At 38.8% G+C, this 23,031-nt stretch carries 22 protein-coding genes; 16 read left to right on the forward strand and 6 right to left on the reverse strand.

Annotation, left to right across the window (positions count from 1 at the left end; translation table 11 throughout):
• Nucleotides 1-581 precede the first annotated feature (581 nt).
• Complete coding sequence (locus B2V92_RS13045) at nucleotides 582-989, reverse strand: hypothetical protein (RefSeq protein WP_293308699.1); 408 nt, start codon at nucleotides 987-989, stop codon at nucleotides 582-584.
• 306 nt (nucleotides 990-1,295) lie between these two features.
• On the opposite strand from B2V92_RS13045, the gene B2V92_RS13050 reads away from it, so the two are divergent.
• Nucleotides 1,296-1,796: a hypothetical protein gene (locus B2V92_RS13050; RefSeq protein WP_293308701.1), complete on the forward strand. Its 501-nt coding sequence runs from the start codon at nucleotides 1,296-1,298 to the stop codon at nucleotides 1,794-1,796.
• 120 nt (nucleotides 1,797-1,916) lie between these two features.
• Nucleotides 1,917-2,408, forward strand: coding sequence for a CPCC family cysteine-rich protein (locus B2V92_RS13055; protein WP_293308703.1), 492 nt, complete (start codon nucleotides 1,917-1,919; stop codon nucleotides 2,406-2,408).
• Between the two features lie 183 nt (nucleotides 2,409-2,591).
• Here the strand turns inward: B2V92_RS13055 and B2V92_RS13060 are convergent, their stop codons facing one another.
• Complete coding sequence (locus B2V92_RS13060) at nucleotides 2,592-4,811, reverse strand: NADP-dependent isocitrate dehydrogenase (protein ID WP_293308705.1); 2,220 nt, start codon at nucleotides 4,809-4,811, stop codon at nucleotides 2,592-2,594.
• A 583-nt stretch (nucleotides 4,812-5,394) separates the two neighbouring features.
• Between B2V92_RS13060 and B2V92_RS13065 the strand changes: the two genes are divergently transcribed.
• The 7 genes from B2V92_RS13065 to B2V92_RS13095 all read left to right on the forward strand — a co-directional run bounded on the left by B2V92_RS13065 (nucleotide 5,395) and on the right by B2V92_RS13095 (nucleotide 16,199).
• The gene (locus tag B2V92_RS13065; protein WP_293308707.1) at nucleotides 5,395-6,597 is read left to right on the forward strand and encodes an ankyrin repeat domain-containing protein; all 1,203 of its coding nucleotides are present in this window, start codon (nucleotides 5,395-5,397) and stop codon (nucleotides 6,595-6,597) included.
• A 9-nt stretch (nucleotides 6,598-6,606) separates the two neighbouring features.
• Nucleotides 6,607-7,953, forward strand: a complete 1,347-nt coding sequence (locus B2V92_RS13070; RefSeq protein ID WP_293308710.1) for an ankyrin repeat domain-containing protein — start codon at nucleotides 6,607-6,609, stop codon at nucleotides 7,951-7,953.
• 117 nt (nucleotides 7,954-8,070) lie between these two features.
• The gene (locus B2V92_RS13075; RefSeq protein WP_293308712.1) at nucleotides 8,071-9,162 is read left to right on the forward strand and encodes a tetratricopeptide repeat protein; all 1,092 of its coding nucleotides are present in this window, start codon (nucleotides 8,071-8,073) and stop codon (nucleotides 9,160-9,162) included.
• Nucleotides 9,163-9,197: 35 nt separating this feature from the next.
• Complete coding sequence (locus tag B2V92_RS13080) at nucleotides 9,198-9,761, forward strand: hypothetical protein (protein ID WP_293308714.1); 564 nt, start codon at nucleotides 9,198-9,200, stop codon at nucleotides 9,759-9,761.
• A gap of 126 nt (nucleotides 9,762-9,887) precedes the next feature.
• Nucleotides 9,888-12,602, forward strand: coding sequence for an outer membrane beta-barrel protein (locus B2V92_RS13085; RefSeq protein ID WP_293308716.1), 2,715 nt, complete (start codon nucleotides 9,888-9,890; stop codon nucleotides 12,600-12,602).
• A gap of 144 nt (nucleotides 12,603-12,746) precedes the next feature.
• Nucleotides 12,747-14,066 carry a PQQ-dependent sugar dehydrogenase gene (locus tag B2V92_RS13090; protein WP_293308718.1) on the forward strand — a complete coding sequence of 440 codons (1,320 nt, stop codon included), beginning with the start codon at nucleotides 12,747-12,749 and terminating at the stop codon, nucleotides 14,064-14,066.
• An 81-nt stretch (nucleotides 14,067-14,147) separates the two neighbouring features.
• The gene (locus tag B2V92_RS13095) at nucleotides 14,148-16,199 is read left to right on the forward strand and encodes a TonB-dependent receptor (RefSeq protein ID WP_293308721.1); all 2,052 of its coding nucleotides are present in this window, start codon (nucleotides 14,148-14,150) and stop codon (nucleotides 16,197-16,199) included.
• A 51-nt stretch (nucleotides 16,200-16,250) separates the two neighbouring features.
• On the opposite strand, the gene B2V92_RS13100 is transcribed toward B2V92_RS13095, so the two are convergent.
• Entirely contained in the window at nucleotides 16,251-16,598 is a 348-nt protein-coding gene (locus B2V92_RS13100) for a single-stranded DNA-binding protein (protein ID WP_293308723.1), read from the reverse strand.
• Nucleotides 16,599-16,841: 243 nt separating this feature from the next.
• Between B2V92_RS13100 and B2V92_RS13105 the strand changes: the two genes are divergently transcribed.
• From B2V92_RS13105 to B2V92_RS13120, 4 genes are all read left to right on the forward strand, one after another.
• Entirely contained in the window at nucleotides 16,842-17,207 is a 366-nt protein-coding gene (locus B2V92_RS13105) for a hypothetical protein (protein ID WP_293308725.1), read from the forward strand.
• 71 nt (nucleotides 17,208-17,278) lie between these two features.
• Nucleotides 17,279-17,617, forward strand: a complete 339-nt coding sequence (locus tag B2V92_RS13110) for a n-acetylglutamate synthase (RefSeq protein WP_293308727.1) — start codon at nucleotides 17,279-17,281, stop codon at nucleotides 17,615-17,617.
• Between the two features lie 158 nt (nucleotides 17,618-17,775).
• Nucleotides 17,776-18,621, forward strand: a complete 846-nt coding sequence (locus B2V92_RS13115) for a methylated-DNA--[protein]-cysteine S-methyltransferase (RefSeq protein ID WP_293308729.1) — start codon at nucleotides 17,776-17,778, stop codon at nucleotides 18,619-18,621.
• On the forward strand, nucleotides 18,621-19,253 hold the full coding sequence (locus B2V92_RS13120; RefSeq protein ID WP_293308731.1) for an alpha-ketoglutarate-dependent dioxygenase AlkB family protein: 633 nt from the start codon (nucleotides 18,621-18,623) through the stop codon (nucleotides 19,251-19,253). The genes B2V92_RS13115 and B2V92_RS13120 overlap by 1 nt, the downstream gene beginning before the upstream one ends.
• A 123-nt stretch (nucleotides 19,254-19,376) precedes the next feature.
• Here the strand turns inward: B2V92_RS13120 and B2V92_RS13125 are convergent, their stop codons facing one another.
• The 3 genes from B2V92_RS13125 to B2V92_RS13135 all read right to left on the reverse strand — a co-directional run bounded on the left by B2V92_RS13125 (nucleotide 19,377) and on the right by B2V92_RS13135 (nucleotide 21,277).
• Nucleotides 19,377-20,120, reverse strand: a complete 744-nt coding sequence (locus tag B2V92_RS13125; protein ID WP_293308733.1) for a hypothetical protein — start codon at nucleotides 20,118-20,120, stop codon at nucleotides 19,377-19,379.
• Nucleotides 20,121-20,152: 32 nt separating this feature from the next.
• Nucleotides 20,153-20,944: a hypothetical protein gene (locus B2V92_RS13130; protein ID WP_293308735.1), complete on the reverse strand. Its 792-nt coding sequence runs from the start codon at nucleotides 20,942-20,944 to the stop codon at nucleotides 20,153-20,155.
• Between the two features lie 132 nt (nucleotides 20,945-21,076).
• Nucleotides 21,077-21,277, reverse strand: a complete 201-nt coding sequence (locus B2V92_RS13135; RefSeq protein WP_293308738.1) for a hypothetical protein — start codon at nucleotides 21,275-21,277, stop codon at nucleotides 21,077-21,079.
• A 75-nt stretch (nucleotides 21,278-21,352) separates the two neighbouring features.
• Between B2V92_RS13135 and B2V92_RS13140 the strand changes: the two genes are divergently transcribed.
• The 3 genes from B2V92_RS13140 to B2V92_RS13150 all read left to right on the forward strand — a co-directional run.
• Complete coding sequence (locus B2V92_RS13140) at nucleotides 21,353-21,826, forward strand: response regulator transcription factor (RefSeq protein WP_293308740.1); 474 nt, start codon at nucleotides 21,353-21,355, stop codon at nucleotides 21,824-21,826.
• A 116-nt stretch (nucleotides 21,827-21,942) separates the two neighbouring features.
• On the forward strand, nucleotides 21,943-22,485 hold the full coding sequence (locus B2V92_RS13145) for a DUF4199 domain-containing protein (RefSeq protein ID WP_293308743.1): 543 nt from the start codon (nucleotides 21,943-21,945) through the stop codon (nucleotides 22,483-22,485).
• Between the two features lie 235 nt (nucleotides 22,486-22,720).
• The coding region (locus B2V92_RS13150; protein WP_293308745.1) for a GNAT family N-acetyltransferase at nucleotides 22,721-23,031 on the forward strand (311 nt) is incomplete at its 3' end.

Here is a 23,031-nt window from a genome sequence, read left to right on the forward strand (position 1 = left end):
TCAAGAATGCTACGCATTTTGGGGCGCCAAAGTACCCAAAGCGCTTCATCAATCCTCTAGGTGCTTTCACACAAGTCCGTCACACATCAAAAAAACAGCGGCACCTTATTTAATCAGTTTTTTATTTATTTTCTTTTGTCTGATTGAGCCCTTCGGGGTTTGTGCAGCAACTACTCAGTTAACGGTTCGGCTAAAACAGCACAAAATCACTGCGTTTCATGTTTGGCAGTGCTAATTATTCTATTTTGCAACTGTTTTTTTGATTCCCCCGCACTTGGGATTGACGGGCGTTCTTCGGTAAAACCTGTTTGTTTTTCAAAGCAAGCTAGCATAGCGCCTTAAAAAGATGTGTCCACACGATAGGATTTCTTGGGAAACTCAGGATGACAATTCTAGATTAAGGTGTATTGTTATATCAATTCCGTAATACTAAAACTAACTTCTATAAATTAATATTAAGTATAGATTACAAAAACCGCTTAAAAACAAAAAGCAGGATTACACATGTTCTATGTATAACCCTGCTTTTCCATTTATGATTGTTTCGTCAAATAACCATCTTCACGACGGTGATCTCTTGACTATTTTTGGGGCGTATCATTAATCGGATAACCTTCCTCATCCAAATCATCGCGGTTATCTTCGGGTGTACGGGCAAGGATTTCATCTTCCGGGTTCAGCTTTACACTTTCACCGTTATCTACATGCATGCCCAGTTCTTCCAGGTTATCTTCGGCAATTTCTTCATTACGGGCATATTCGTCGCCAACATAAGGATTTGCCTCATCGTAGGTAGAATCATCATCCTTTGCACCGGCAGCAACTGTTTCGTATCCCATCGGATGATCATAGTCGCTATCCGTGCCTTTTACATCAAGCTCGTAACTTTGCTTATTTTCATCGTAAGCTAAATTTTCTTTATTGATTTCGCTATTTTCTGTTGTGCTATGTATTTTATCCTGCGATCCTTTGTTCTCGTTAATTGCCATGGTATTGGTCTCCTATAATTTATAGGTATATAACAAATTGATATAGATAAGGTTTTTGTTTACGGATAGAATCTTTTTATTTGGGCGTGCCCCAAGCTGCGCAAGGGTCGGGCTATACACTGCTAGTCCTCGCCCGATGAATCCCGATTTTATATCGGGAGGGCTGTGGGCTATCCGTTTCTATCCCTCACGCGGAGTAATAATATGGCAACTTATTTATTTCGATCTGTAGAAACACAGGCCCGGTAGTAGACTTTGAAATATTAAACTAAATTTGCTTAATCCAATAAATAATACGCTTCTACATTGAAAAATTTCCCTCCATTGATTTTCGGCTTTGTTACCTTAATTTTTTCAGTTTACCTCCTTGCTGATATTCTATTTTCGAAAAGTCTGCTAAAAGAAACAAGCGGTACCATCGATCATTCAATTGTTGATATCGAAACAAGAGTAATTAAAAATAGCCGTTCTTTTAACGACGAAACTGCTAAATTTGCCGTATTAAGGTTTAGTCTAAAAAATAACAGACAATTATTTGAAGTTACCGAAAGGTTAGAAATGATTCACGATAGTAGAAATCAAATGGACATGATTAATGATTTTTTAAAAAGCACGCAAAAAACATCTCTTTTATTAAAAAAACATTTATTGTCGGGCGATGTTGACGTTTACCGGATCAGCTCAGGCGAAACCATTGTTTACGACCGGACCGAAGAAGCAAGCGACAGTTCATTTTTTATATTCTTTCTTTCTATTGCCTTTTCAATTTTCTTTTTCGTCCATTATTTCTTCTTTAACAAAAATTAATGATCAGGAGAAACAGTTTTGGTTAGTAATTTTCTACGATATCTAATGACATAGACCTGCGGGTTATAGTGAGGCCTTTTTCATCTATATTCGTAAATTATTTTCAAAAGAATGATTAAAATGGAACATCCAGAAGATAATATTGATGATCTGAAAACAAGAAGAGATTATTTTCAAAGAAACTTCCCTATGGTGAATATAGTTTTGGAAAGAACTGATATTAACAGTTATGAAGTATTAAAAAACACCTGTGCCAACTGTGGATATTTAACTTTAAAGTATAGAGCGGGTTTCGATATATGTGGATTTTGCTTTTGGGAAGATGATGGCGATGATGATTTTGAAGAAGATAAAGATAGTGGCCCCAACCATATGAGTTTAAAAGAAGGCAGACTCATCTTCTATGATGCAAAAATGAAATTAATGGACACAAAATATCATACCCATCAGTTGATCACTACTCTAAAAAGCTATTTTTCCGAGCTCGATACCTTAATCAGCATAGAAAGCAGTGATAAAGATGAAATCATCGAACTTCATCATAATATACAGGATTTATTGGATAAAAATAAGATCTATGGACTTGAAAGCATATTCAATAACACACATTAATCACCTCTAGGTATAATATTCCCTAAATTGTCCAAAAGAGTTGTCAACTTCCAGGCCACCCCTGTATTAAAATTGACAACTCACAAAAAAAGCGTCCCGATTTAACATCAGGACGCTAATATATAAGAGTTGTCAACTTACAGGCAGATTGCCGATTAAAGTTGACAACTCATTTTCTTCAGCTTATAATCCAGCCAAAGCAGTATTTAATGTTGCACTTGGGCGCATGGCTTTACTGGCCAGTTCATCATTAGGATTATAGTAACCACCAATGTTTTGAGGTTTGCCTTGCGAACCGATCAACTCTTCGTTAATTTTTGCTTCGTTTTCCAGCAAAGTTTTAGCCAATGGTGCAAATCTCGCCTGTAGGTCGGCGTCTTTACTCTGTGCGGCCAAAGCCTCAGCCCAGTATAAAGCTAAATAGAAATGCGAACCACGGTTATCAATTGTTCCCAGTTTTCTGCCCGGCGATTTATCTGTTGCCAAAAACTTAGCATTTGCTTCATCTAAAGTATCAGCTAAAACCTGTGCTTTTGCATTGTTCTGTGTTTGCGATAAATGTTCTAAAGATGCCTGAAGTGCTAAAAACTCACCAAGCGAATCCCAACGTAGGTAACCTTCTTCAATAAACTGCTCAATATGTTTAGGAGCCGAACCACCAGCACCGGTTTCGAATAAACCACCACCGTTCATTAAAGGTACGATTGATAACATTTTGGCAGAAGTACCCAATTCTAAAATCGGGAATAAATCGGTTAAATAATCACGCAATACGTTACCGGTAACCGAAATCGTATCTAAACCTTTACGGATACGCTCCAAAGTAAATTTCGTTGCATCTATCGGGGCTAAAATGCGGATATCCAAACCAGTAGTATCATGATCTTTTAAATAGGTATTTACTTTAGCAATAATCTCTCTATCGTGTGCCCTGTTTTCGTCTAACCAGAAAACCGCAGGGGTTTCTGATAAACGCGCTCTGTTTACCGCTAATTTTACCCAATCCTGGATCGGGGCATCCTTGGTTTGGCACATACGGAAAATATCTCCTTTTTCCACTTTCTGATCGAAAAACACCTTTCCATCAGCATCGGTTACACGGATGGTTCCGGCAGCTGTTGCCTGGAAAGTTTTATCGTGCGAACCATATTCCTCAGCTTTTTGAGCCATTAAACCCACATTCGGTACCGAACCAATTGTAGTTACATCAAAAGCGCCATGTGCTTTACAATCTTCAATAGTTGCAGTATATACACCAGCATAAGAACGGTCTGGAATTAAAGCGATGGTATCTTCAGGTTTACCTTCTTTATTCCACATCTGGCCCGAAGTACGGATCATTGCCGGCATAGAAGCATCAACAATCACATCCGATGGCACGTGTAGGTTGGTAATTCCTTTATCAGAGTTTACCATGGCCAAAGCCGGTCCGTTTTCAATGGCCTGTGCCAAAGCCGCTTCAACTTCTGCCTGTTTCGGGTTGCCTGCAATTTTTGCATAAACATCACCTAAACCATTGCGTGTATCAATATTTAATTCTTTAAAAAGATCGGCATATTTAGCAAAAACATCTGCGAAATAAACTTCAACAATGGCACCGAAAATAATCGGGTCAGACACTTTCATCATCGTTGCTTTTAAGTGCGCTGATAATAAAACGCCTTCTGCCTTAGCTTCTGCAATTTCTTTAGCCACAAAAGTTTTTAATGCCGATAAGCTCAATGCCGAACTATCGATCACCTCGCCTGCTTTTAACGGCGATAAACCTTTTAATTCGGTTACGGCACCATCTGCAGCAACAAATTCGATTTTAAACTGACTGGCTTCTGCAACGGTGGTCGATTTTTCCGAACCGAAGAAATCACCCTCTGTCATGCTCGCAACCCTTGTTTTAGAATCTGCCGACCATTTGCCCATCGAGTGTGGGTTTTGTTTAGCATAGTTTTTAACAGCTTTAGGTGCCCTACGATCAGAGTTACCTTCACGTAAAACCGGATTTACAGCCGAACCTAAAACTTTTGCATATTTAGCTTTAATTGCTTTTTCTTCGTCGCTTTGTGCGTTATCAGGATAATTTGGAAGGGCAAAACCCTGTGCCTGTAACTCTGTAATTGCACCTACCAACTGTGGGATAGAAGCAGAGATATTGGGTAATTTAATAATGTTTGCTTCAGGAGTGGTGGCCAATGCACCAAGCTCTGCCAAAGCATCACCAATTTTTTGGTCGTCTTTTAAATACTCAGGAAAGTTTGCCAAAATTCTTCCTGCTAAAGAAATATCTCTGGTTTCTACATCAATACCTGCTGATGCGGTAAAAGCTTGTACAATAGGTAAAAGTGAGTAAGTAGCCAACAATGGCGCCTCATCGGTTTTGGTGTAGATAATTTTTGATGTATTTGACATATTTATATTGATTTTGCTTATTAAGGTTAAATATTCGACCGGTTTATGGCTCTGTAGACCGATCTTTTTAAAATCGCCTAAAGATAAAATAATCGGGTGAATTAAGGAACATCGTAATGTTATTTATAAGGTACATGCATTATTCCTTTGGTAAAATGTTAATGACGGTAAATTGTTTTGAAGCGCAGGGGAATTTCTGGAAAAATCTACTTAGATAGATTTCTCGGCTACGTTGCACTCCGCTCGAGATGACGTTTATTAGTAGTTATATTGTTTAACTTATCCGCCATTCACAGTTAAACAGTTTTCCGTTGGCAATTTGCGGTTAACAATTAAGCAATTCAACAATTAAGCAATTTGCCATTCACAGTTAACCAGTTTTCAGTTCGCAATTTGCGGTTAACAATCAAGCAATGCAACAATTAAGCAATTTGCCATTCGCAGTTAACCAGTTTAAACAATTTATACAGTTAACCACCTCTAAGCAACATTCATGATAATTTTTAGTTAAGCACATTCTTTGGCTAAACTTTTGTAGCATCAAAGGCACATATATCTATCTATTTTAAATATTTTAATTGAAATGACCGAAACTACCTTAGATCAGCAGTTAAATGCCCGCAAATTTGACGAAGCAAAAAGTTTGATGCAAAACGGCGAAAAACTCTCCAAAAACTTACAGGATCACCAAAAATCATCCATTTTCGACAACCTCATCCGAGAAAAACAGTACGAAATCTTAAATATGATGGTAAAGGATAAAACCATCGAAACCGATATTTACGAATTCGACAATTTCGATAAAAGCATTTTCCAAAGCATTGTGCGCAACCTTGGTAACGAAGAGCAGGACATAACTTTCTTTAACGAATTTATTACCCATTTCGATAACCTGAACGATGAGGTAAATGCAAAAACATTGTTGGGTTATCTTTTCGAGAACGGCGTAAGTTTAGAAGTGATCAAAGCCTGTATTGATGCTGGATGTACCGCAAACTTTAAAAACAATGCTGAAGAAAATTATCTTCAACAGGTAGTAAAAAGCAATTTCCGCCGGTACAACCTTAATGATGAACAAACAACCGATCTGCTTAAAGGTTATATCGATATCCTAATCAATGAAGGCCTTGATATAAACGAGGGCAATATTGTACAGGAAACGCCATTAATAACAGCGATAAAATTCAACAAGAAAAATTTAATTGCACACCTGCTCGAAAACGGTGCAGATCCAAACCAGACCGACCGCGAAGGAAATTCGGCTTTCTTTTATGCTGTGGCGCATTCACAGAGCGAAAATATTTACGACACCCTCCGCAATTTTGCCACGCCGGAATTTGATCAGGTAAGTAAAAAGGGCGAAACACTGTTGTTCGAATATGTACGCATGATGTCGAACAGTGAAAGCGGGATCAATTTCCTTAAAAAACTGCTAAACGATGGCGCCGATTTATATCAGCCCAGTACCTGGTACAGCGCCGATAAAACCCCGTTGGATGTAATTGCAGAAAAACAGGCCGGTATTTTGGAAGCTGTATTAGAAACCGGGCAGGTAGATATCAACAGAACAGATGATGGAGGAAATACCTTATTGCACAAAGTTTGCGCCTATAATGTGAATTACGAGGCCGAAAAAGCAAAGGAAACTTACCGGAAAGTAAAACTTTTGATCGAAAACGGGGCAGATATTGCAATTAGTAACGATAAAGACCAAACGGCATTAATGCTGGCCTCGGATGATAACCTGAAAATAAAAACTGTTGAACTGTTAATGAAACAATCTTAAAATATGTCGATGTCATTTATAATTGCCTGCGAAAGCGGCAAGCGCAAAATAGCCGAACTTTTATTGGCCAATAACGAAGTAAAAGTAGGTTATACCGACGAAAAAGGCCGCACTGCTTTGCATTATGCCGCACACCATGGTTATCTGGATCTGGTAAAAATTTTAATCGACCGCGGCGCTGATCTGGATTACGAAGATCATGACGGCGAAACCCCTTTTTATTTTGCCTGCCTGCAAAAGCAGAAACAAACAGCGATTTACCTGTTGGATAAGGGTGCCAGGATCGACATTAAAGACTTAAAGGGAAATAGTCTCTTACATTTAACGGCACAAAACGGCCAGATTGAAATATTGGAAAAACTGCTTAGTGGCGGACTCGACGTTAACAGTGAGAATAATGAGGCAGAAACACCACTGCTTATCGCATCTGCCTGGAGAAACAAAGAGGTTGTACAAAAATTATTGGAATTTGGTGCCAATATCAGCACCACCAATAAACATGGCGATTCGCCATTGATTTTTGCAGTTAAATCCAAAAATTCGCCAATGGCTGAGCTGCTTATTGATAAAGGTGCCAATATCAATCATGTTAACCATAATGGAGAATCAGCGCTGTTACTTGCCTGTTACGATGCTAACCGTATGCTCACCAAAACGCTGGTGGAAAAAGGTGCAGATGTATTTGTATCATCAAAAAATGGATTATCTCCTATATGGTATGCCTGTGCCAATAACCAGAAAGAAATTGTTGATTTATTTTTGGCCAATGGTGTGGATGTAAATTATGCAAAACCGCTTTCGGGCAATGACGATTCGATGTATTCGTACCTCGAATGGGTAGAAACAGCCAACAACATTTCCGTTTCAGCCAGCTTCTCATTTGATAATAATTATAACTATGGTGGCGAAAGTATGCTGCACGTAGCAGCTAAAAGTGGCCATTTGAGCATGTTAAAGTTATTATTGGAAAAGGGCGCCAATGTTAACATTCAGGACGAAAGCGGAAACACCGCTTTACATTATGCCGCTGCAAATGGTAAAAAAGATGCTGTGAAATTTTTACTAGAGAAATCTGCCGATCCATCAATTGTAAATGTGAAAGAACAGAAAGCAATCGATTACTCGAACATCAAGGGTTTTAATGAAATTACCGAACTTTTGTTAAAATACGGTCCGGCAAGTACTTCAAATCAGCAAATGGCAAGTCAAGTATCAGCAGAAACCACTGCAGAAACGCCTAAAAACGATATGGCAGCAAAAAAGCAGGCATTATTGGATTTGAAAGAATTATTAGATGCCGGAATTTTATCACAGGAAGAATTTGATGCCGAAAAGGCTAAGATTTTGAAAGGGTAAGTTATTAAAACCGTAAAAATTTTCATCCTTAAAATTTTAGTTATAAATTTATGTACTGTCTATGGATTTCGGGTACAATCCGCATCTATAGATGGTACTTAAACCAATACTAATCAGATGAAAATTACCGCTAAATTACTCTCCGCTCTTATCCTCTTGTCGTTTCAAACCGTTTTTGCACAAAGCACAGAAGATAAAGCGCTGGCAAAAAACAAAGCACAACAGGCTTATAAACTTGAAGATGAGGAAGGCAAATTTGATGAAGCAATCAAATTGCTGGAAGAATCGCAAAAACTGGATCCCGAAAACATCACTTATCCCTACGAGCTTGCCTATTCCTATTCGGGTAAAAAGGATCATCAGAAAGCTGCCGAAATTTTAGAAAAACTGACCAGACATAAAGATGTTTACGATCTGGTTTATCAGGCTTTAGGCAACGCTTATGATTATCTGGGCCAACCCGATAAAGCTATAGACACCTATGAAAAAGGCTTGAAAAAATTCCCGAAATCAGGAAAAATATATACCGAGCTCGGCAATATGCAGCTGAACCGAAAGGATTTTAACAACGCCATAAAATATTACGAAAAAGGGATTGAAGCAGAACCTTCGTATGCTGCAAATTATTACAGGGCTTCGAAAATATTTCTTGGTTCTACCGAAAAAGTATGGGGCATGCTTTATGGCGAATTATTTATGAACCTTGAAAGAAACTCTAAACGTACCCAGGAGATGAGCAAACTCCTTTTCGATACTTATATGAGCCAGATCCAGATTAAGGGAGACACCGCAAAAGTATCGTTTGCAAAAAACCATACCATTTCTATCGACGCCCTTAAAGATCCAAAAAAATTTAGAATGCCCTTTACAGCGATTTACGAAATGAACCTTACCCTTGGAGTAGCGGGTGAGAAAGAAGTAAACTTAAATAGCTTGAGCGATATCAGGGCAAATTTTCTTAAAAACTTTATTAAAGGTGGTAACGATAAAAAGTACCCTAACATTCTCTTCGATTATCAGCAGAAACTAGCCGAGCTGGATTTTCTGGAGCCCTATAACCATTGGATTTTAATGATAGGCGACGAACCTGCCTTTACAAAATGGCAGCTTGCCAACAACTCCAATTGGAACAATTTTTTAAAGTGGTTTAACGATAATGGATTAGAGGTTGATGACAACCACAAACTTTACCGCTTACAGTATCAATAATAATCAAATCTTTCCCCAAAATTTTTCCATTGGCAATGAAACACCTTAAATCATTAATATTTGTATCTGCCCTGTTATCGATCCTCATCTATAGCTGCTCACCAAAATTATATGTAGATGAAAACAAACGTTATCAGGCAGGTACACTAACCGATGCACAGATCGATTCGTTGCATACCTTCTTAAAACAGAACGAAAGGCTAGCTTTAAAAGATACCATCATCATTAAATACGATTTCAATAAAGATGTTTGCTGGAACGACCTGAACTATCAGAATGCCGAATTTTTGAACAATGTAAGGTGGGCATTTCAAAAAAACATATTGGAAAAAGCAGCAGCGCGGCCAAAAGTTGCTATTTATCAATACCGTGAGATAGGTGAAAGCTTTAGCCAGGTTAAATCAAAAGGCCTTGAAATAGAAACCGATCCAGGATTTTTAAAAAAGCTATTATTTAATGAAATAACCACCTGTGGCACCTCCGCCATTGTGCTCCCCAACGGAAAATTTTTATTGGTAAAATCTGATCCCCAATTCTCTGCATTGTTATTAAATGCAAAGGATATTGAAACCAAATTACTGGAAAACCTCGTTAAATAAGCATTCAAGCCATTTTTCGGTATGTTCAGAACGATTTAACAATTCTTTAACTAAATCTTTGGTTATTATGTGGTAATTTAGTTTCAACTAATCGTTTCAAAATTATAGCTCAACCAAATAGCCTAAATGCTCAAGCTTCTCACTACACTCCTGTTAATTTTAATGGGTTTTAACCTGATGGCGCAAAACAAAACCACTGTTAAAGGAATTGTTGCCGATTCATCTACTAAAACTCCTGTAGAATTTGCCACCGTTGCCATTGTTAATGCAAAAGACACCAGTCTGATATCTTATACCCTTACCGATAAAAATGGTGTTTTTAAATTATCCGGCATTCCTGTCGAAAAGCCAACAAAACTTATTGTTTCTTATGTTGGCTATACCACATTCAGACGGATGCTTGATCTTAAAAAAGATGTGGTCAAAGATTTCGGCACCATTTTACTGGCAAGCCACAATCTGGACGAAGTGGTAATCAAAGGCGAAAGATCGCCAGTGACCATCAGAAAAGATACCATCGAATTTAATACCGAAGCTTTTAAAACCCGTCCGAATGCCGTTGTAGAAGAACTGCTCCGAAAATTGCCGGGCGTACAGGTAAATGTGGATGGCTCTATCCTTGTAAATGGTAAATCGATCAGTAAACTATTGATCGATGGAAAGGAATTTTTCGGAAATGATCCGAAAGTAGCAACCAAAAACCTCGATGCCGATATGGTTGATAAAATACAGGTTTACGACGATCGTGAGAACGATCCTGATCATCTGGTGAGCGAAACACAGGTTGCTAAAATCATCAACCTGAAAATGAAAAGCAAGATTAAGAAAAGTACATTGGGCAAAATTTATGGTGGCGGTGGTAGCAGGGACCGGTATGAAACGGCCGGTATCCTCAGCAATTTCAGGGATACTTTGCAGGTAAGTTTAATCGGTTTGGCCAACAACCTCAATAAAACAGGTTTTTCAGGTCAGGATTTATACTCAATGGGCGGTTTCGACCGTTCGGGCGGATCGCAGGTGTACGATGGCACGTTTGGTGGCCGGAATTATGGCGGTCTGGAAAATGTTGCTTCGGCAGGTGTTAACATCAATAATAATTATGGCAAGAAACTCAAACTCAACCTGGTTTATTTCTTTACCCACACCGAAAGGATTTATAACAGCCAGAATTACAATGAGCAATTTCTGCCCGATACGAGGTTGGTATCCTTTTCGCAGAACAGAAATACGAATAAAAACAACAAACATGCCTTTGGCGGTCTGGTAGAGTGGGTACCCGATACCATTAACAGGATCAGATACGAACCCAAATTTAGTTTTGGTGGCGACAACAACATCAATGGTAATTTTGGCAACAGCTCTAATACAGCTTTCCCAAAATTGAGAGAAAATTCGTACGATGCCACATATAAGTCGAACAATATCGATTTTTCACACAATTTTAATTTTTACCGAAGGTTAAAGAAAAAAGGCGAATCCATTAATATTACCCATTCCATCCAGTTTAGCAATAACGAGGGAGACCGGTATTCGCTTAACAACATTGTGTCATACACTGCCGATGTAAAATCGGAAAGGCAGGACCGCTATGAAGACAGCTGGCGAAAATCGACTTCGGTAGATTTATCCCTAACCTATAATTTTCCGATTATTTCCGATAAACTAATATTGGAGACGAATGCTTATGCTAAATATTCGGGGAATAAAGACCAGTTGAGTCTTTCAGAAAAAAATCCGCTTACGGGTACATACGATTTTCTTCAGGTTAATCTCAGCAACGATTTACAGCGTAATATTTTTACCCAGAATATCCGTCCGCAGCTTTTGTACAAAATCAATAAAAACTACAGCATAAGGCTTGGGGTTAAAGCCGAATTAATGAACGTAAAAAATGTGTTCAATTATGGTTACGACGATATTGACCAGAAATTCAGCAATTTTTTCCCAAGTGTGCGTATTGATGGGCCAGGCATATCATTCAGTTACGATGAACGTTTAGATCTGCCAAGTATCTCCCAGATGCAGCCTATTGTGCGGGTATATAATTCGTTGTATCAAACAACCGGTAACCCTGATCTGGTACCATCAAGGGTAAAAAGTTTCAATTTTAATCTCTATAAATATAATCATAGCAAGCAGATCAACTTTAATGTATACTCTGGTATAAATTTTAGCAACAATGTAGTTATCCAGCAAACCAAGCTCAGTAGTGCCGGTGTAAATACCACAACTTATGTAAACCGGAACGGAAGTGCCAATGGTTATATGGGTATAAATTTTGGCAAACAGTTTAAAAAATCACAGAAATGGCAGATTGGGCTTAATACCAATTTAAACTTAAACCTAAACAGGAGGCAATTTATCTTAAATACCGACGAAGGTTTCGAAAACAATTTTTATATCTATGCGGGCGAAAACATCAGTTTCAATTACAACGAGCTGTTGAGCATCAATGCAAGATATAATTTTACCAAGCAGATGACCAGGTATGACGTAAACTTCAATGATGTAAATACCTATTCGCATACCGTTGGGTCTGATTTTAGTTTGCGCTGGCCTAAAAAAATAATTCTCGATGTAAATTACTCTTATAATTACAATCCGCAGATTGCCGAAGGCTTTAGGAAAAGTTCTCATTTTTTAAACCTCGCGCTCTCTCTACAAATGCTTAAAAAAGACCGTGGACAACTAAAAATCTCAGTTTATGATCTTTTGGACCAGAATATTTCGGTAAGCAGGTATGCCTACAACAATGCGGTTAATATATCAGATAGAGAAATATTAAAACGATACTTCCTTGTTACCTATCAGTACAAACTGAACATCTTCAAAGGAAAATAAGGTGCGCTCTCTCTTATGGAAAGTACTTTCGGGTACTTTCCATTTCAATTTTCTGGTTGTGGCAATTATCCGCTAACCCAAAACATCTGTTCGATTTCCATGTTATATTTTTTGAAACCAGTTAATGATCAAAAAAATCCCGACATGAAAAACAAGATTTTCTACACTGTAATACTTTCAGCATCAGTTCTTTTTGGGTGCCAATCCAATTCCAACAAGCAGCCCCAGGGCGAAGACACCACGGTAACCACCAAAAATGGAGCGGTAAATTTACCTGCACCCGATACCAATGCCGCTAAAAGCAAATTCAGCAAGGTAATTGGCTGGCCGGAAGGAAAAACACCTATTGCGCCGCAAGGATTTGTAGTCACAAAATTTGCTTCCAATATTAAAAGTCCGCGAAATACCTATATTGCCCCTAATGGTGATGTATTGGTTGCACTTTCCAATTCCGAAAGAAGCGCAGCAGAATCGGTTGCCAATACGGTTACCGGCAAAGCCAAATCGGAAGTTCCCGGAAAAAGTGCCAATACCATTTTGCTTTATCGCGATACAAACAAGGATGGCAAACCCGAAACCGTAACCACTTTTTTAAATGGACTTAACCAACCATTTGGAATGTTGATTATCGGCGATTCGTTTTATGTAGCCAATACAGATGGCTTATGGCAATACCCTTACAAAACAGGCGATACCAAAATAACCGCAACCGGTAAAAAGATTTTGAGTCTTCCGGCCGGGGGCTATAACAACCATTGGACAAGGAACCTGATTGCCAATGCTGATAAAAGCAAGATTTATGTAACTGTTGGATCGGGCAGTAATGTTGGTGAAAATGGCATGGAAAATGAAGTGCGCAGGGCCAACATTTTAGAAATTAATACAGACGGTACGGGTGAAAAAGTTTATGCCAGTGGTTTACGTAATCCGGTTGGGGTAGATTGGGCACCGACAACCAATATGTTGTGGACAGCTGTAAACGAACGCGATGGCCTTGGCGATGACCTGGTTCCTGATTATATTACCAGCGTTAAACCTGGTGCGTTTTATGGCTGGCCTTTTTCATATTATGGACAAAATGAAGATCCGCGTTTAAAAGGTAAAAACCCTGAAATGGTTAAAAAAGCCATTGCGCCCGACGTTCCTGTTGGCGCACATACTGCTTCATTGGGATTGGCATTTTATAAAGCCACCAAATTTCCCCAAAAATATCAGGGAGGTGCTTTTATCGGTCAGCACGGATCGTGGAACAGATCAGCAATTTCTGGCTACAAAGTAGCTTTCGTTCCATTTAAGGATGGAAAACCAACTGGGAAACCCGAAGATTTTTTAACCGGCTTTGTTGCTGATGCAGAAAAAGCAGAGGTTTATGGCCGTCCGGTTGGTGTTACCCTCACTCCCGATGGTGCTTTATTGGTGGCCGATGATGTAAGCGGGGTAATTTGGAGGGTGGCAGCAAAATAGTTTATAAATTAGCCGCAGATTAGTAGAATATGCAGTAAATTTATCTGCCGATCTGTGGCTAAAACATCAACCTTTGTCCCTTTGAAATCAAACCTTACCCTACTGTTAACTTTGTCTGCATTAACAGGTTTAGCGCAGACCATTAAACCTGATTCGACAAAAAAACTCGAAGATGTTACTGTAAAAGGTTATTACAACCGTCAACCTTTACTGAGGTCTGTATCAGCCGTTAGTCTTATCGATAGCAGTGCCATCCGCAACCAGCAGAGCAGCTCGTTGGTAAGTACTTTAAATGCTACTACCGGTGTAAGAATGGAAGAACGGTCGCCCGGGAGCTACCGTTTATCACTGCGTGGAAGTTTATTGCGATCGCCATTTGGCATCCGGAATGTTAAGATTTACGTTGATGATTTTCCTTTAACCGATGCTGGTGGCAACACTTATTTAAATGCGCTGGATGTTGCCGCGGTTGGCACAATGGAAGTTTACAAAGGCCCCGAAGCCAGCATATTTGGTGCAAATACAGGTGGGGCATTGTTAATTACGCCGCCAAGCCCGGATAATAATTGGATCAGTGCTTCTGCAATAACCGGATCTTATGGTTTATTCCATCAAACGGCAGACATTAAACACCAGTTTAAAAATTATAGTTTCAGCTTTAGCGAAGGTTATCAAAAAAGTGATGGCTACCGTCAGAACAGCGCCATGGACAGAAAATATTTCCAGACTTTTCAGCAATGGAACTATAGTGCGGCAGGCAGTTTGAAAGCTTTTGCATTTTACAGCGATTTGGCCTATAACACACCAGGTGGATTAACGGCCATGCAATTGGATCAGGACCCTAAGCTGGCACGGCCGGCAACGCCAACCATACCCGGCGCTATCTCCCAACAGGCTGCCATTTACAACAAAACTATTTTTGGCGGACTATCCAACTCCTATCAGATTAATGCACATTTAAAACATGTGATCGCTTTATTCACTACTTATACCGATTTCAAAAATCCTTTTATTACGAATTATGAAAAGCGGTACGAAAGTACTTTAGGTTTAAGAACATTTTTAGATTACACGCAGGCAAAAGAAGATTTTAAATTTAACGCCCAAATCGGATTAGAAAGTTCGGCTACAAAGAGTCAGATTAAAAACTTTAATAACAATGGAGGCGAAGCTACTGCCATGCAGGCCTCCGACCGTTTAAAAGCAAGTCAGGATTTTGCCTACCTGAGACTGAATTTCGATATCAGCAACAAATTCCTCATTGAACTGGCTTCGAGTTTAAATTTCTACAGGTATAATTATGAAAGTTATTTTCCCGTAGTTATTGATTCAAAACAAAGGAAGTTCGATACGCAGTTTATGCCAAAAGCAGCGGTTTCTTACTTAATTACTTCTGAGTTTTCGGTGCGAACCTCTGTAAGCAAGGGTTATTCTCCACCAACCATTGCGGAGGTAAGATCGTCGGATAACAATATCAACAATAACCTGCAGGCAGAATTAGGCTGGAATTATGAAGCCGGATTACGCTATAAAAGCCAAAATAACCGTTTTTATGCGAATGCTAATGTATTCAGTTACCGTTTAAAAGATGCCATCGTGAGAAGGTTAAACCAGAACGACGCTGAATATTTTATTAATGCCGGAGGTACCAAACAACAGGGTATTGAACTGGAAACTGCCATCTGGATCATCAGGAATAACACGTTATTTTTAAAAGGACTACAATTAAGAAGCAATTACACTTATAGTCATTTCAGATTTGACGATTTTGTAAGTGGTACTACCTCTTACAGCGGGAATAAACTTACCGGCGTTCCGGAGAGTATTTTAGTGAACAGCCTGGAATTTAATTTCCCTAAAGCCATCTATTTCTTCGTACAGCATAATTATACTTCGGCTATCCCTTTAAACGATGCCAACACTGTTTTTGCAAAAAGATACCATCTGGTTGAAAGCAAATTGGGCATCAGAAATTTAAGGATCAGCAAAACCCGTTTAGATGTGTTTGCAGGTGTAAATAATCTGCTTAATGTGAATTACAGTTTGGGCAATGATTTAAATGCAGCAAATGGAAGGTATTTTAATCCAGCTGCAGGAATCAATTTTTACACAGGCCTCTCTGTAAAACTGTAATTAAACCCCATCATGTAAATTAAATCCTTGCATGATGGGATTTAATTTTATTTAAAAGGCATTCTGTTTTTCATTCTCCCTGATTACAACATCATATACCACAATCTCAAAACTGTAGCGCTTTGAACCATCCTGTGCATCATAACTGTTATTCTGCAATTTGCCTTCAATAGTTAAACCGGTGCCTTTTTTAATCTGCGCTTCCGCAATATCCGCTTTCGCATTCCAAAAGGTTAAATTAAACCACTGTACTTTTTTGATATCCTCGCCCGACGAATTTCTATATGATTCGTTAACAGCGAGGCGCACCTTTGCCAATTTTTGAGATCCAACTTTTTTAACTTCTGCATCTGCACCTGCAAATCCGCTTAATACCACTTTGTTAGTTGCGCTTTCCATAATCTTTAATTTTTTAAGTTTCTAAATGTTTAACGAACAGCTGCCACCCCGGCAACCGACAACACAAAATTGCATACCGGATCAAAAATTAGCCGGATTGTAAGTATTTATAGTCGTTTATAAGCGTTTATACACGGATAATATGCGATTTTGGGCTTGGATGCGGGTTTTTATTTTTTTCTTTTCAATCATTTTATTTTATAAATTAGACCATCATCCCATAATAAAAAAAAGAAAGTTATTATGGAACGCTTATGTTTAGACTGCGGAACAGCAGTTAAAGGAAGAACCGACAAGAAATTCTGCGATGATTCTTGCCGCAACAATTACAATAACCGTATTAAAACCGAGGATGGCCTCGTAATCAGACGGGTTAACAGTATTTTGAAAAAGAACCGTGGCATACTTGCACAGTTCAACCCCAATGGTAAAGTGAAAATCAGCCGTAAAAAACTAATTTCGGCAGGCTTCAACTTCGATTACCATACCTATTACTATGAAACACAGAACGGCAACTGTTATGTTTTCTGCTATGAGTATGGTTATCTGGTATTAAATGACGACCGTGTACTGGTAGTTAAAAGGGAAGAAAAACTTTGGTTATCTTAGTCTCCAATGATCTGAGGATTATATCCGTATTATTTTTTTATCTCTGATGTGATGTTTAGATTTATCGCATCATGATAAATTATAACGGCAAAATTTTCAAACCGGTTAGCAATACCGAAAATGGAGAAACTTCAGGCGAAACTATTTTCAGGTATCAACATTCTGGAAATATCCTGACTGCTGAATATTCTGGTGGAAAAATCATTTATGGACATTTAATCGGACTTGTTGGAGAAAATGGCACAATCGATATGCGTTACCATCAGGTAAACGATAAGGGAGAACTTATGACGGGAATCTGCCATTCGAAACCAGTTTTATTGGAGAGTGGAAAAATCAGGCTGCATGAAACCTGGCAATGGACTTCGGGAGACCGATCAAAAGGAGAATCGGTTATCGAAGAAATCTAATTACCTGACATACAATACCGATCAATTTTTTCGGTAAAATAAAATCCCCGCATTTTAAATACAAAACTTTTTTTGCTTTATAAGCATTAAATTGAGCAAGTTTCGGGTAGTTTACCGTTTCGTTCCATACTACTTTTGGATATAAATTATTCAAGATCATGAAAGCACAGGAAGAAATTAATTTCAATAGAATTGCCGAAGCGATTAGTTACATCAAAACTAATTTTAAGGCGCAGCCGGGGTTGGAAGAAATTGCCGAAAAGGTAAACTTAAGTCCTTTTCATTTCCAGAGGTTATTTAGCGAGTGGGCCGGTACCACGCCAAAACGTTTTTTGCAGTACATCAGTCTTGGTTACGCCAAAGAAATGCTGAAAGAGAACCATAGTTTATTCGATACGGCTCTGGAAACCGGTTTATCAGGCACCAGCAGGTTACACGATCTCTTTGTAAACATTGAAGGCATGACACCCGGTGAATATAAAAACGGAGGCGAAAATCTTCATATCAATTATAGCTTTGCAGAAAGTCCGTTCGGAAATATTATTGTGGCGAGTACACCAAAAGGAATCTGTCATATTGCTTTTTATGATGATGAAGAGCTTGCATTGGCCAATCTTCAGCGGCAGTTTCCGGCAGCTAAATATCAATTGCTTCTGGATAAAGAGCAACAGAATGCTTTATATATTTTCAGCCACGATTGGGGTAAGCTCAATCAGATCAAACTGCATTTAAAAGGAACTGATTTCCAGTTGAAAGTTTGGGAAGCATTGCTTAAAATCCCCATGGGCAAATTAAGCACTTATGGAAGCATCGCCAAAAACCTGCAAAACCCTAATGCATCGAGGGCGGTTGGTACGGCCATTGGCGACAATCCTGTTGCTTTTCTAATCCCATGCCATAGGGTAATACAATCGAGCGGTGCTTTGGGCGGTTACCACTGGGGCCTTAACAGGAAAACAGCCATGATCGGTTGGGAAGCTGCACAAACAAACCCTGAATCGTAATGAGTAAACATAACATACAAACTTTGGATTTATTCGGCACAACGATAAATCCAAAGCAGAACTTTCTGCCCTATGGCGGAACGGTAAATTATTTCGGCAGGTTATTTTCACCGGAGGAAGCCGACCATTATTTTGATGTTTTGATGAATACGATCGAATGGAAAAACGATGAGGCTTTTATTATGGGTAAACACATTATTACCAAAAGGAAAGTGGCCTGGTACGGAGATGAAAATTATTCGTACACCTATTCCAACAAATCTAAACTGGCTTTGCCCTGGACGAAAGAACTACTGAAATTAAAGAGAATTTCGGAAGAGCAAACTGGTGTAACCTACAACTCCTGCCTGCTTAATTTATACCATAACGGCGATGAAGGCATGGCTTACCATAGCGATGATGAAAAAGCCCTGGCAAAAGATTCGGCCATTGCATCTTTAAGTTTTGGTGCAGAAAGAAGATTTCTTTTCAAACACAAACAGAGCAAAGAAACAATTACCCTGTTTTTAGAACATGGAAGTTTGTTGGTGATGAAAGATGCAACACAGACGAATTGGCTACACCGGCTGCCTCCTACCAAAAAAGTAGATCAGCCAAGGGTAAACTTAACCTTTAGAACAATGGTGGTTTAAAATTATAGTGGTCCGCGAGGACACGGGCCGCGGCTGGTTTTTATTAACTGTTAGTGTTTAAACTCCGTGGCTTGTGTCTATACGAACCAGCCCACAACTTTCAATAGAAGTAATTTAAAAGACTTATATTTTTTTCAACTGAGGTTTTACCTTATTGAAAAACTTTTGGAAGCTTTGATCCCTTTGGTTTTGCATACCAGGAAAACCGCAGCTTTCGAAACAGATCCTGAGGTAATTGATAAATGTGGTATTGTTCGGCTCGTTTAAAAAAATACCATCAACACTTTGGGTTTGGGTTAACTGGAGTGAGTACGGAGGGCCACCACTAACATTATCTTTATGAAGATCATCGGCAGAGAGCTCTAAAAAAGCAGAACCATATTCCTCGTCTTCAATATATTCATTCATTTCCTCCAACCAGTATTCATCCGTTACCTCCGAAACACAATAGGATAAGGGAGCAATTTGGATCGGATCGGCCATTTCCCAAATGATATTTTCATTTTCCCGATAATTCCATGCAAAATTGCAGGCACCAACAATTTTATAAAACATTTTTAAGGAAAGCGGCAATTTCCCAACGGTTTTGATGCTCTTCTCCAATGTAGCGAGAAGTTGCCAGGTATCCTCAGAAGGTTCAATTAGGGCATCATCATTCCCAGTCCCATTTTTCCAGAAAACATAACCAATGGTTTTAAGCTCACGGTAAATAATATCCAGGTTAAATTTTACCCTTTCGAAAGTTTCGATCAATACTTTCTCTACATCAGGATAATAATCAGGAGAGAATGCCTTCTCTCCCAATTTTTCGATGTCGTTATAAACATCCTGAGTTTCCCCATTCTGATATCTGTTGTAAAAAGTCATGGGTTCAGCTTAAATTCTGTTAAAATTAAGGCTTAGTGTTTAAACTCTTTAATATCAACAATGCGGTTATCATCAGCATTTTTCTTCAGGAATGATGTTCCATGTTCGTTAGGCACCCAGGTGTAATCACTTTGGATGTTACCTACAAGTGTTTCGGGCTGACTGGTTAATTCGGCAGGCAAAGGCAGGTTAAAAGTTTCTCCAGTTTTGGTATTTACCTGGTATAAAGAATTAGCAGTTAAGAATGCCAAAGTGGTTTTATCGCTCGAATACATGAAGAATTTCCCCTGGATACGCTCGTCCTCTTTTTGGCGTTTAACCGGGTAAACCCTTGAGTTGATCGTGGTGATAAAGAAATCGTTATTAACCAATAAATTGCTTCTGGTTAATTCTTCCAAACCGTTTGTATATTTTTTATCTTCAGCTCCTTTTGATGCTTTGTTTAAGCTCACCACCTCTGTTTTTCCACCGTTTACATAAATGATATAAAATGGGGCCATTTTGCCATTTTTATCATCTACCTGTACCAGTACTGCAGTTTTTTGTGTGTTAATGAACGAGGCCACAACAAATTTCCTGGCAGGCGCATTCGAGCCATCTTCGATGGTAATGGTGGTATCCCTGGTATTAATAGCGAAACGATCGGCAGCTGTTGTTTTACCCGAATCGGTTTTAACAATGGTTAAAATGTCTTTACTTCCTTTTGGGAATACGTTAAAATCATCGCTCACGGCAAATTCGCGGGCTTTGAAAGTTTTGTCAGAATTACCACCGCAGCCGAATAAAACAACGGATAGAACAAGTGCATAAAGCGTAATTTTCATGGTTTAGTTTTTTTATTTTTTCTGCTAATTTAAAATCTTTATTGCTTTCCCGTTATCAAAGTCATAAGAAAATTACGGCATTTCGGTAAAATTTTGATTGACAACATTTTTAACCGCAAAGAACGCAGCGTATTATAGCTTATTTTTCACTGCCCAAACCACGGTCCTCTGACTTATTCCATCATCCATATTACATTTTCCATCATCCATAATTACCATCAGCGCATATCCTCTTAAATCTGCGGGAAACCAATTGCAGAATAATCTCCCGCTGATTTCGATGATCACCGCAGAATACATGCCATCATCCATATTACATTTTCCATTATCCATCTATATTACATTTTCCATCTTCCATACTTACTTCGCTCAAACTAAATTCTGTATTTTTGATCAAAGCATTATCCAATGGCGGGCCCAGCGAATTTTCTTACCAGAAATAAAAGTATAATCCTATATGGGATATTCCTTGCTGTACTGCTGTTTTTACTGAAATGGTTAGAACTCCGTTTTCTAATTATTAACCATGCTTTCGAAATTTATGCAGGATCGATAGCTGTTCTTTTTACTGCACTGGGCATTTGGCTGGCACTAAAATTAACCAAACCTAAAACCATCCTGATCGAAAAAGAAATTTTTACCGAGCGCACAGGGGCCTTTATTCTTAACGAAAAAGAGTTGACCAAACTTAATATCAGTAAAAGAGAACTGGAAGTATTACAACTGATGTCGGAAGGCTTGAGCAACCAGGAAATTGCATCGAAATTATTTGTTTCATTAAATACGATAAAAACACATAATGCCCGCCTTTTCGAAAAACTGGAAGTAAAGCGTAGAACACAGGCCATAGAAACCGCTAAAAAACTCAGCCTCATCCCATAAGTAGCATTCGTACTTTAGTATTACAAAGACAGTTTTCTGAAAAATCACCCTAAAGTATGAAGGCGAAAAGAAATAATCGGGTCAATTTTGTGGTGTAAACCAATAAAAAATCAGACATGAAAAAAAATGTAATTGTATTCGGATTAATTGCAGGGGTAATTGTTTCCGTATTGATGGTACTCTCGATGGCTGGCTGTTATAACAACCCTAACATGGAGCACAGTATGCTTATCGGCTATGCATCTATGGTACTGGCCTTCTCCTTTATTTTTGTGGGGATCAAGAATTACCGCGATAAATACAACGATGGCTTAATCACATTAGGCAAAGCATTTAAAATAGGTGCGTTGATCAGTTTAGTAGCCTCAACGATGTATGTTATTGTTTGGCTGGTAGATTATTATGTATTTATGCCCGATTTTATGGATAAATATGTGGCCCAATCACTAAGAGAGGCCAAAGCCAGTGGTGCATCAGCTGCGGAACTGGCGAAAAAAGCCAAAGAACTGGCCGTTAATCAGGAAATGTACAAAAACCCCATCATGGTCGTTTTATTTACCTATATGGAGATACTACCTGTTGGTATATTAATCGCCTGGCTCGCAGCTTTGATTTTGCGGAAAAAGCCAAACGGTAATGTAAATGTTCACACAGTTTAAATGAAAGTAGCGTTTTTAACCGCAAAGAACACAGAGGGAGGTGCAAAGAACGCAAGGTTGATTCCGTGTTTTCTGTGCCTCCGCTGCTAAAGATTTATTGTAAATTCCATCATACATATTACATTTTCCATTTTTTAACCGCCCAAACATCGGACATCCGACCTCTGACTTTCGCACTTAAAGCTGAACTCTTCGGAATTTATCCTAATTTTGGTCAATACAATCATAACCCAATATGAAGATTTTTGCCGAAACGGAACGTTTAATATTGCGTGAGCTACTCCCCGAAGATGCAGCAGGTATGTTTGAGATGGATGGCGACCCCGAAGTCCATATTTTTTTAGGTAATAAACCAGTGCAGTCCATTGAGCAAAGCAAGGCCGATATCGAATTTATCAGAAAGCAGTATATCGATAACGGAATCGGCAGATGGGCAGTAATTGAAAAGGAAACCAACAGTTTTATCGGTTGGGCAGGTCTAAAATTTATTAAAGAAATGAATAACAACCATAGCAATTACTACGATCTTGGCTACCGGTTCAGCAA

It is taken from the genome of Pedobacter sp. UBA5917, from assembly GCF_002432345.1.
Taxonomy (GTDB): domain Bacteria; phylum Bacteroidota; class Bacteroidia; order Sphingobacteriales; family Sphingobacteriaceae; genus Pedobacter.

Excerpts from the sequence above, each read along its gene's own strand:
- B2V92_RS13120 (WP_293308731.1), top strand. The coding sequence starts at position 18,621 with ATGAGTAAACATAACATACAAACTTTGGATTTATTCGGCACAACGATA.
- B2V92_RS13130 (WP_293308735.1), bottom strand. The coding sequence starts at position 20,944 with ATGAAAATTACGCTTTATGCACTTGTTCTATCCGTTGTTTTATTCGGC.
- B2V92_RS13055 (WP_293308703.1), top strand. The coding sequence starts at position 1,917 with ATGGAACATCCAGAAGATAATATTGATGATCTGAAAACAAGAAGAGAT.
- B2V92_RS13085 (WP_293308716.1), top strand. The coding sequence starts at position 9,888 with ATGCTCAAGCTTCTCACTACACTCCTGTTAATTTTAATGGGTTTTAAC.
- B2V92_RS13140 (WP_293308740.1), top strand. The coding sequence starts at position 21,353 with ATGGCGGGCCCAGCGAATTTTCTTACCAGAAATAAAAGTATAATCCTA.
- B2V92_RS13070 (WP_293308710.1), top strand. The coding sequence starts at position 6,607 with ATGTCATTTATAATTGCCTGCGAAAGCGGCAAGCGCAAAATAGCCGAA.
- B2V92_RS13110 (WP_293308727.1), top strand. The coding sequence starts at position 17,279 with ATGATAAATTATAACGGCAAAATTTTCAAACCGGTTAGCAATACCGAA.
- B2V92_RS13065 (WP_293308707.1), top strand. The coding sequence starts at position 5,395 with ATGACCGAAACTACCTTAGATCAGCAGTTAAATGCCCGCAAATTTGAC.
- B2V92_RS13090 (WP_293308718.1), top strand. The coding sequence starts at position 12,747 with ATGAAAAACAAGATTTTCTACACTGTAATACTTTCAGCATCAGTTCTT.
- B2V92_RS13075 (WP_293308712.1), top strand. The coding sequence starts at position 8,071 with ATGAAAATTACCGCTAAATTACTCTCCGCTCTTATCCTCTTGTCGTTT.
- B2V92_RS13100 (WP_293308723.1), bottom strand. The coding sequence starts at position 16,598 with ATGGAAAGCGCAACTAACAAAGTGGTATTAAGCGGATTTGCAGGTGCA.
- B2V92_RS13125 (WP_293308733.1), bottom strand. The coding sequence starts at position 20,120 with ATGACTTTTTACAACAGATATCAGAATGGGGAAACTCAGGATGTTTAT.
- B2V92_RS13145 (WP_293308743.1), top strand. The coding sequence starts at position 21,943 with ATGAAAAAAAATGTAATTGTATTCGGATTAATTGCAGGGGTAATTGTT.
- B2V92_RS13080 (WP_293308714.1), top strand. The coding sequence starts at position 9,198 with ATGAAACACCTTAAATCATTAATATTTGTATCTGCCCTGTTATCGATC.
- B2V92_RS13115 (WP_293308729.1), top strand. The coding sequence starts at position 17,776 with ATGAAAGCACAGGAAGAAATTAATTTCAATAGAATTGCCGAAGCGATT.
- B2V92_RS13135 (WP_293308738.1), bottom strand. The coding sequence starts at position 21,277 with ATGGATAATGGAAAATGTAATATGGATGATGGCATGTATTCTGCGGTG.
- B2V92_RS13060 (WP_293308705.1), bottom strand. The coding sequence starts at position 4,811 with ATGTCAAATACATCAAAAATTATCTACACCAAAACCGATGAGGCGCCA.
- B2V92_RS13045 (WP_293308699.1), bottom strand. The coding sequence starts at position 989 with ATGGCAATTAACGAGAACAAAGGATCGCAGGATAAAATACATAGCACA.
- B2V92_RS13105 (WP_293308725.1), top strand. The coding sequence starts at position 16,842 with ATGGAACGCTTATGTTTAGACTGCGGAACAGCAGTTAAAGGAAGAACC.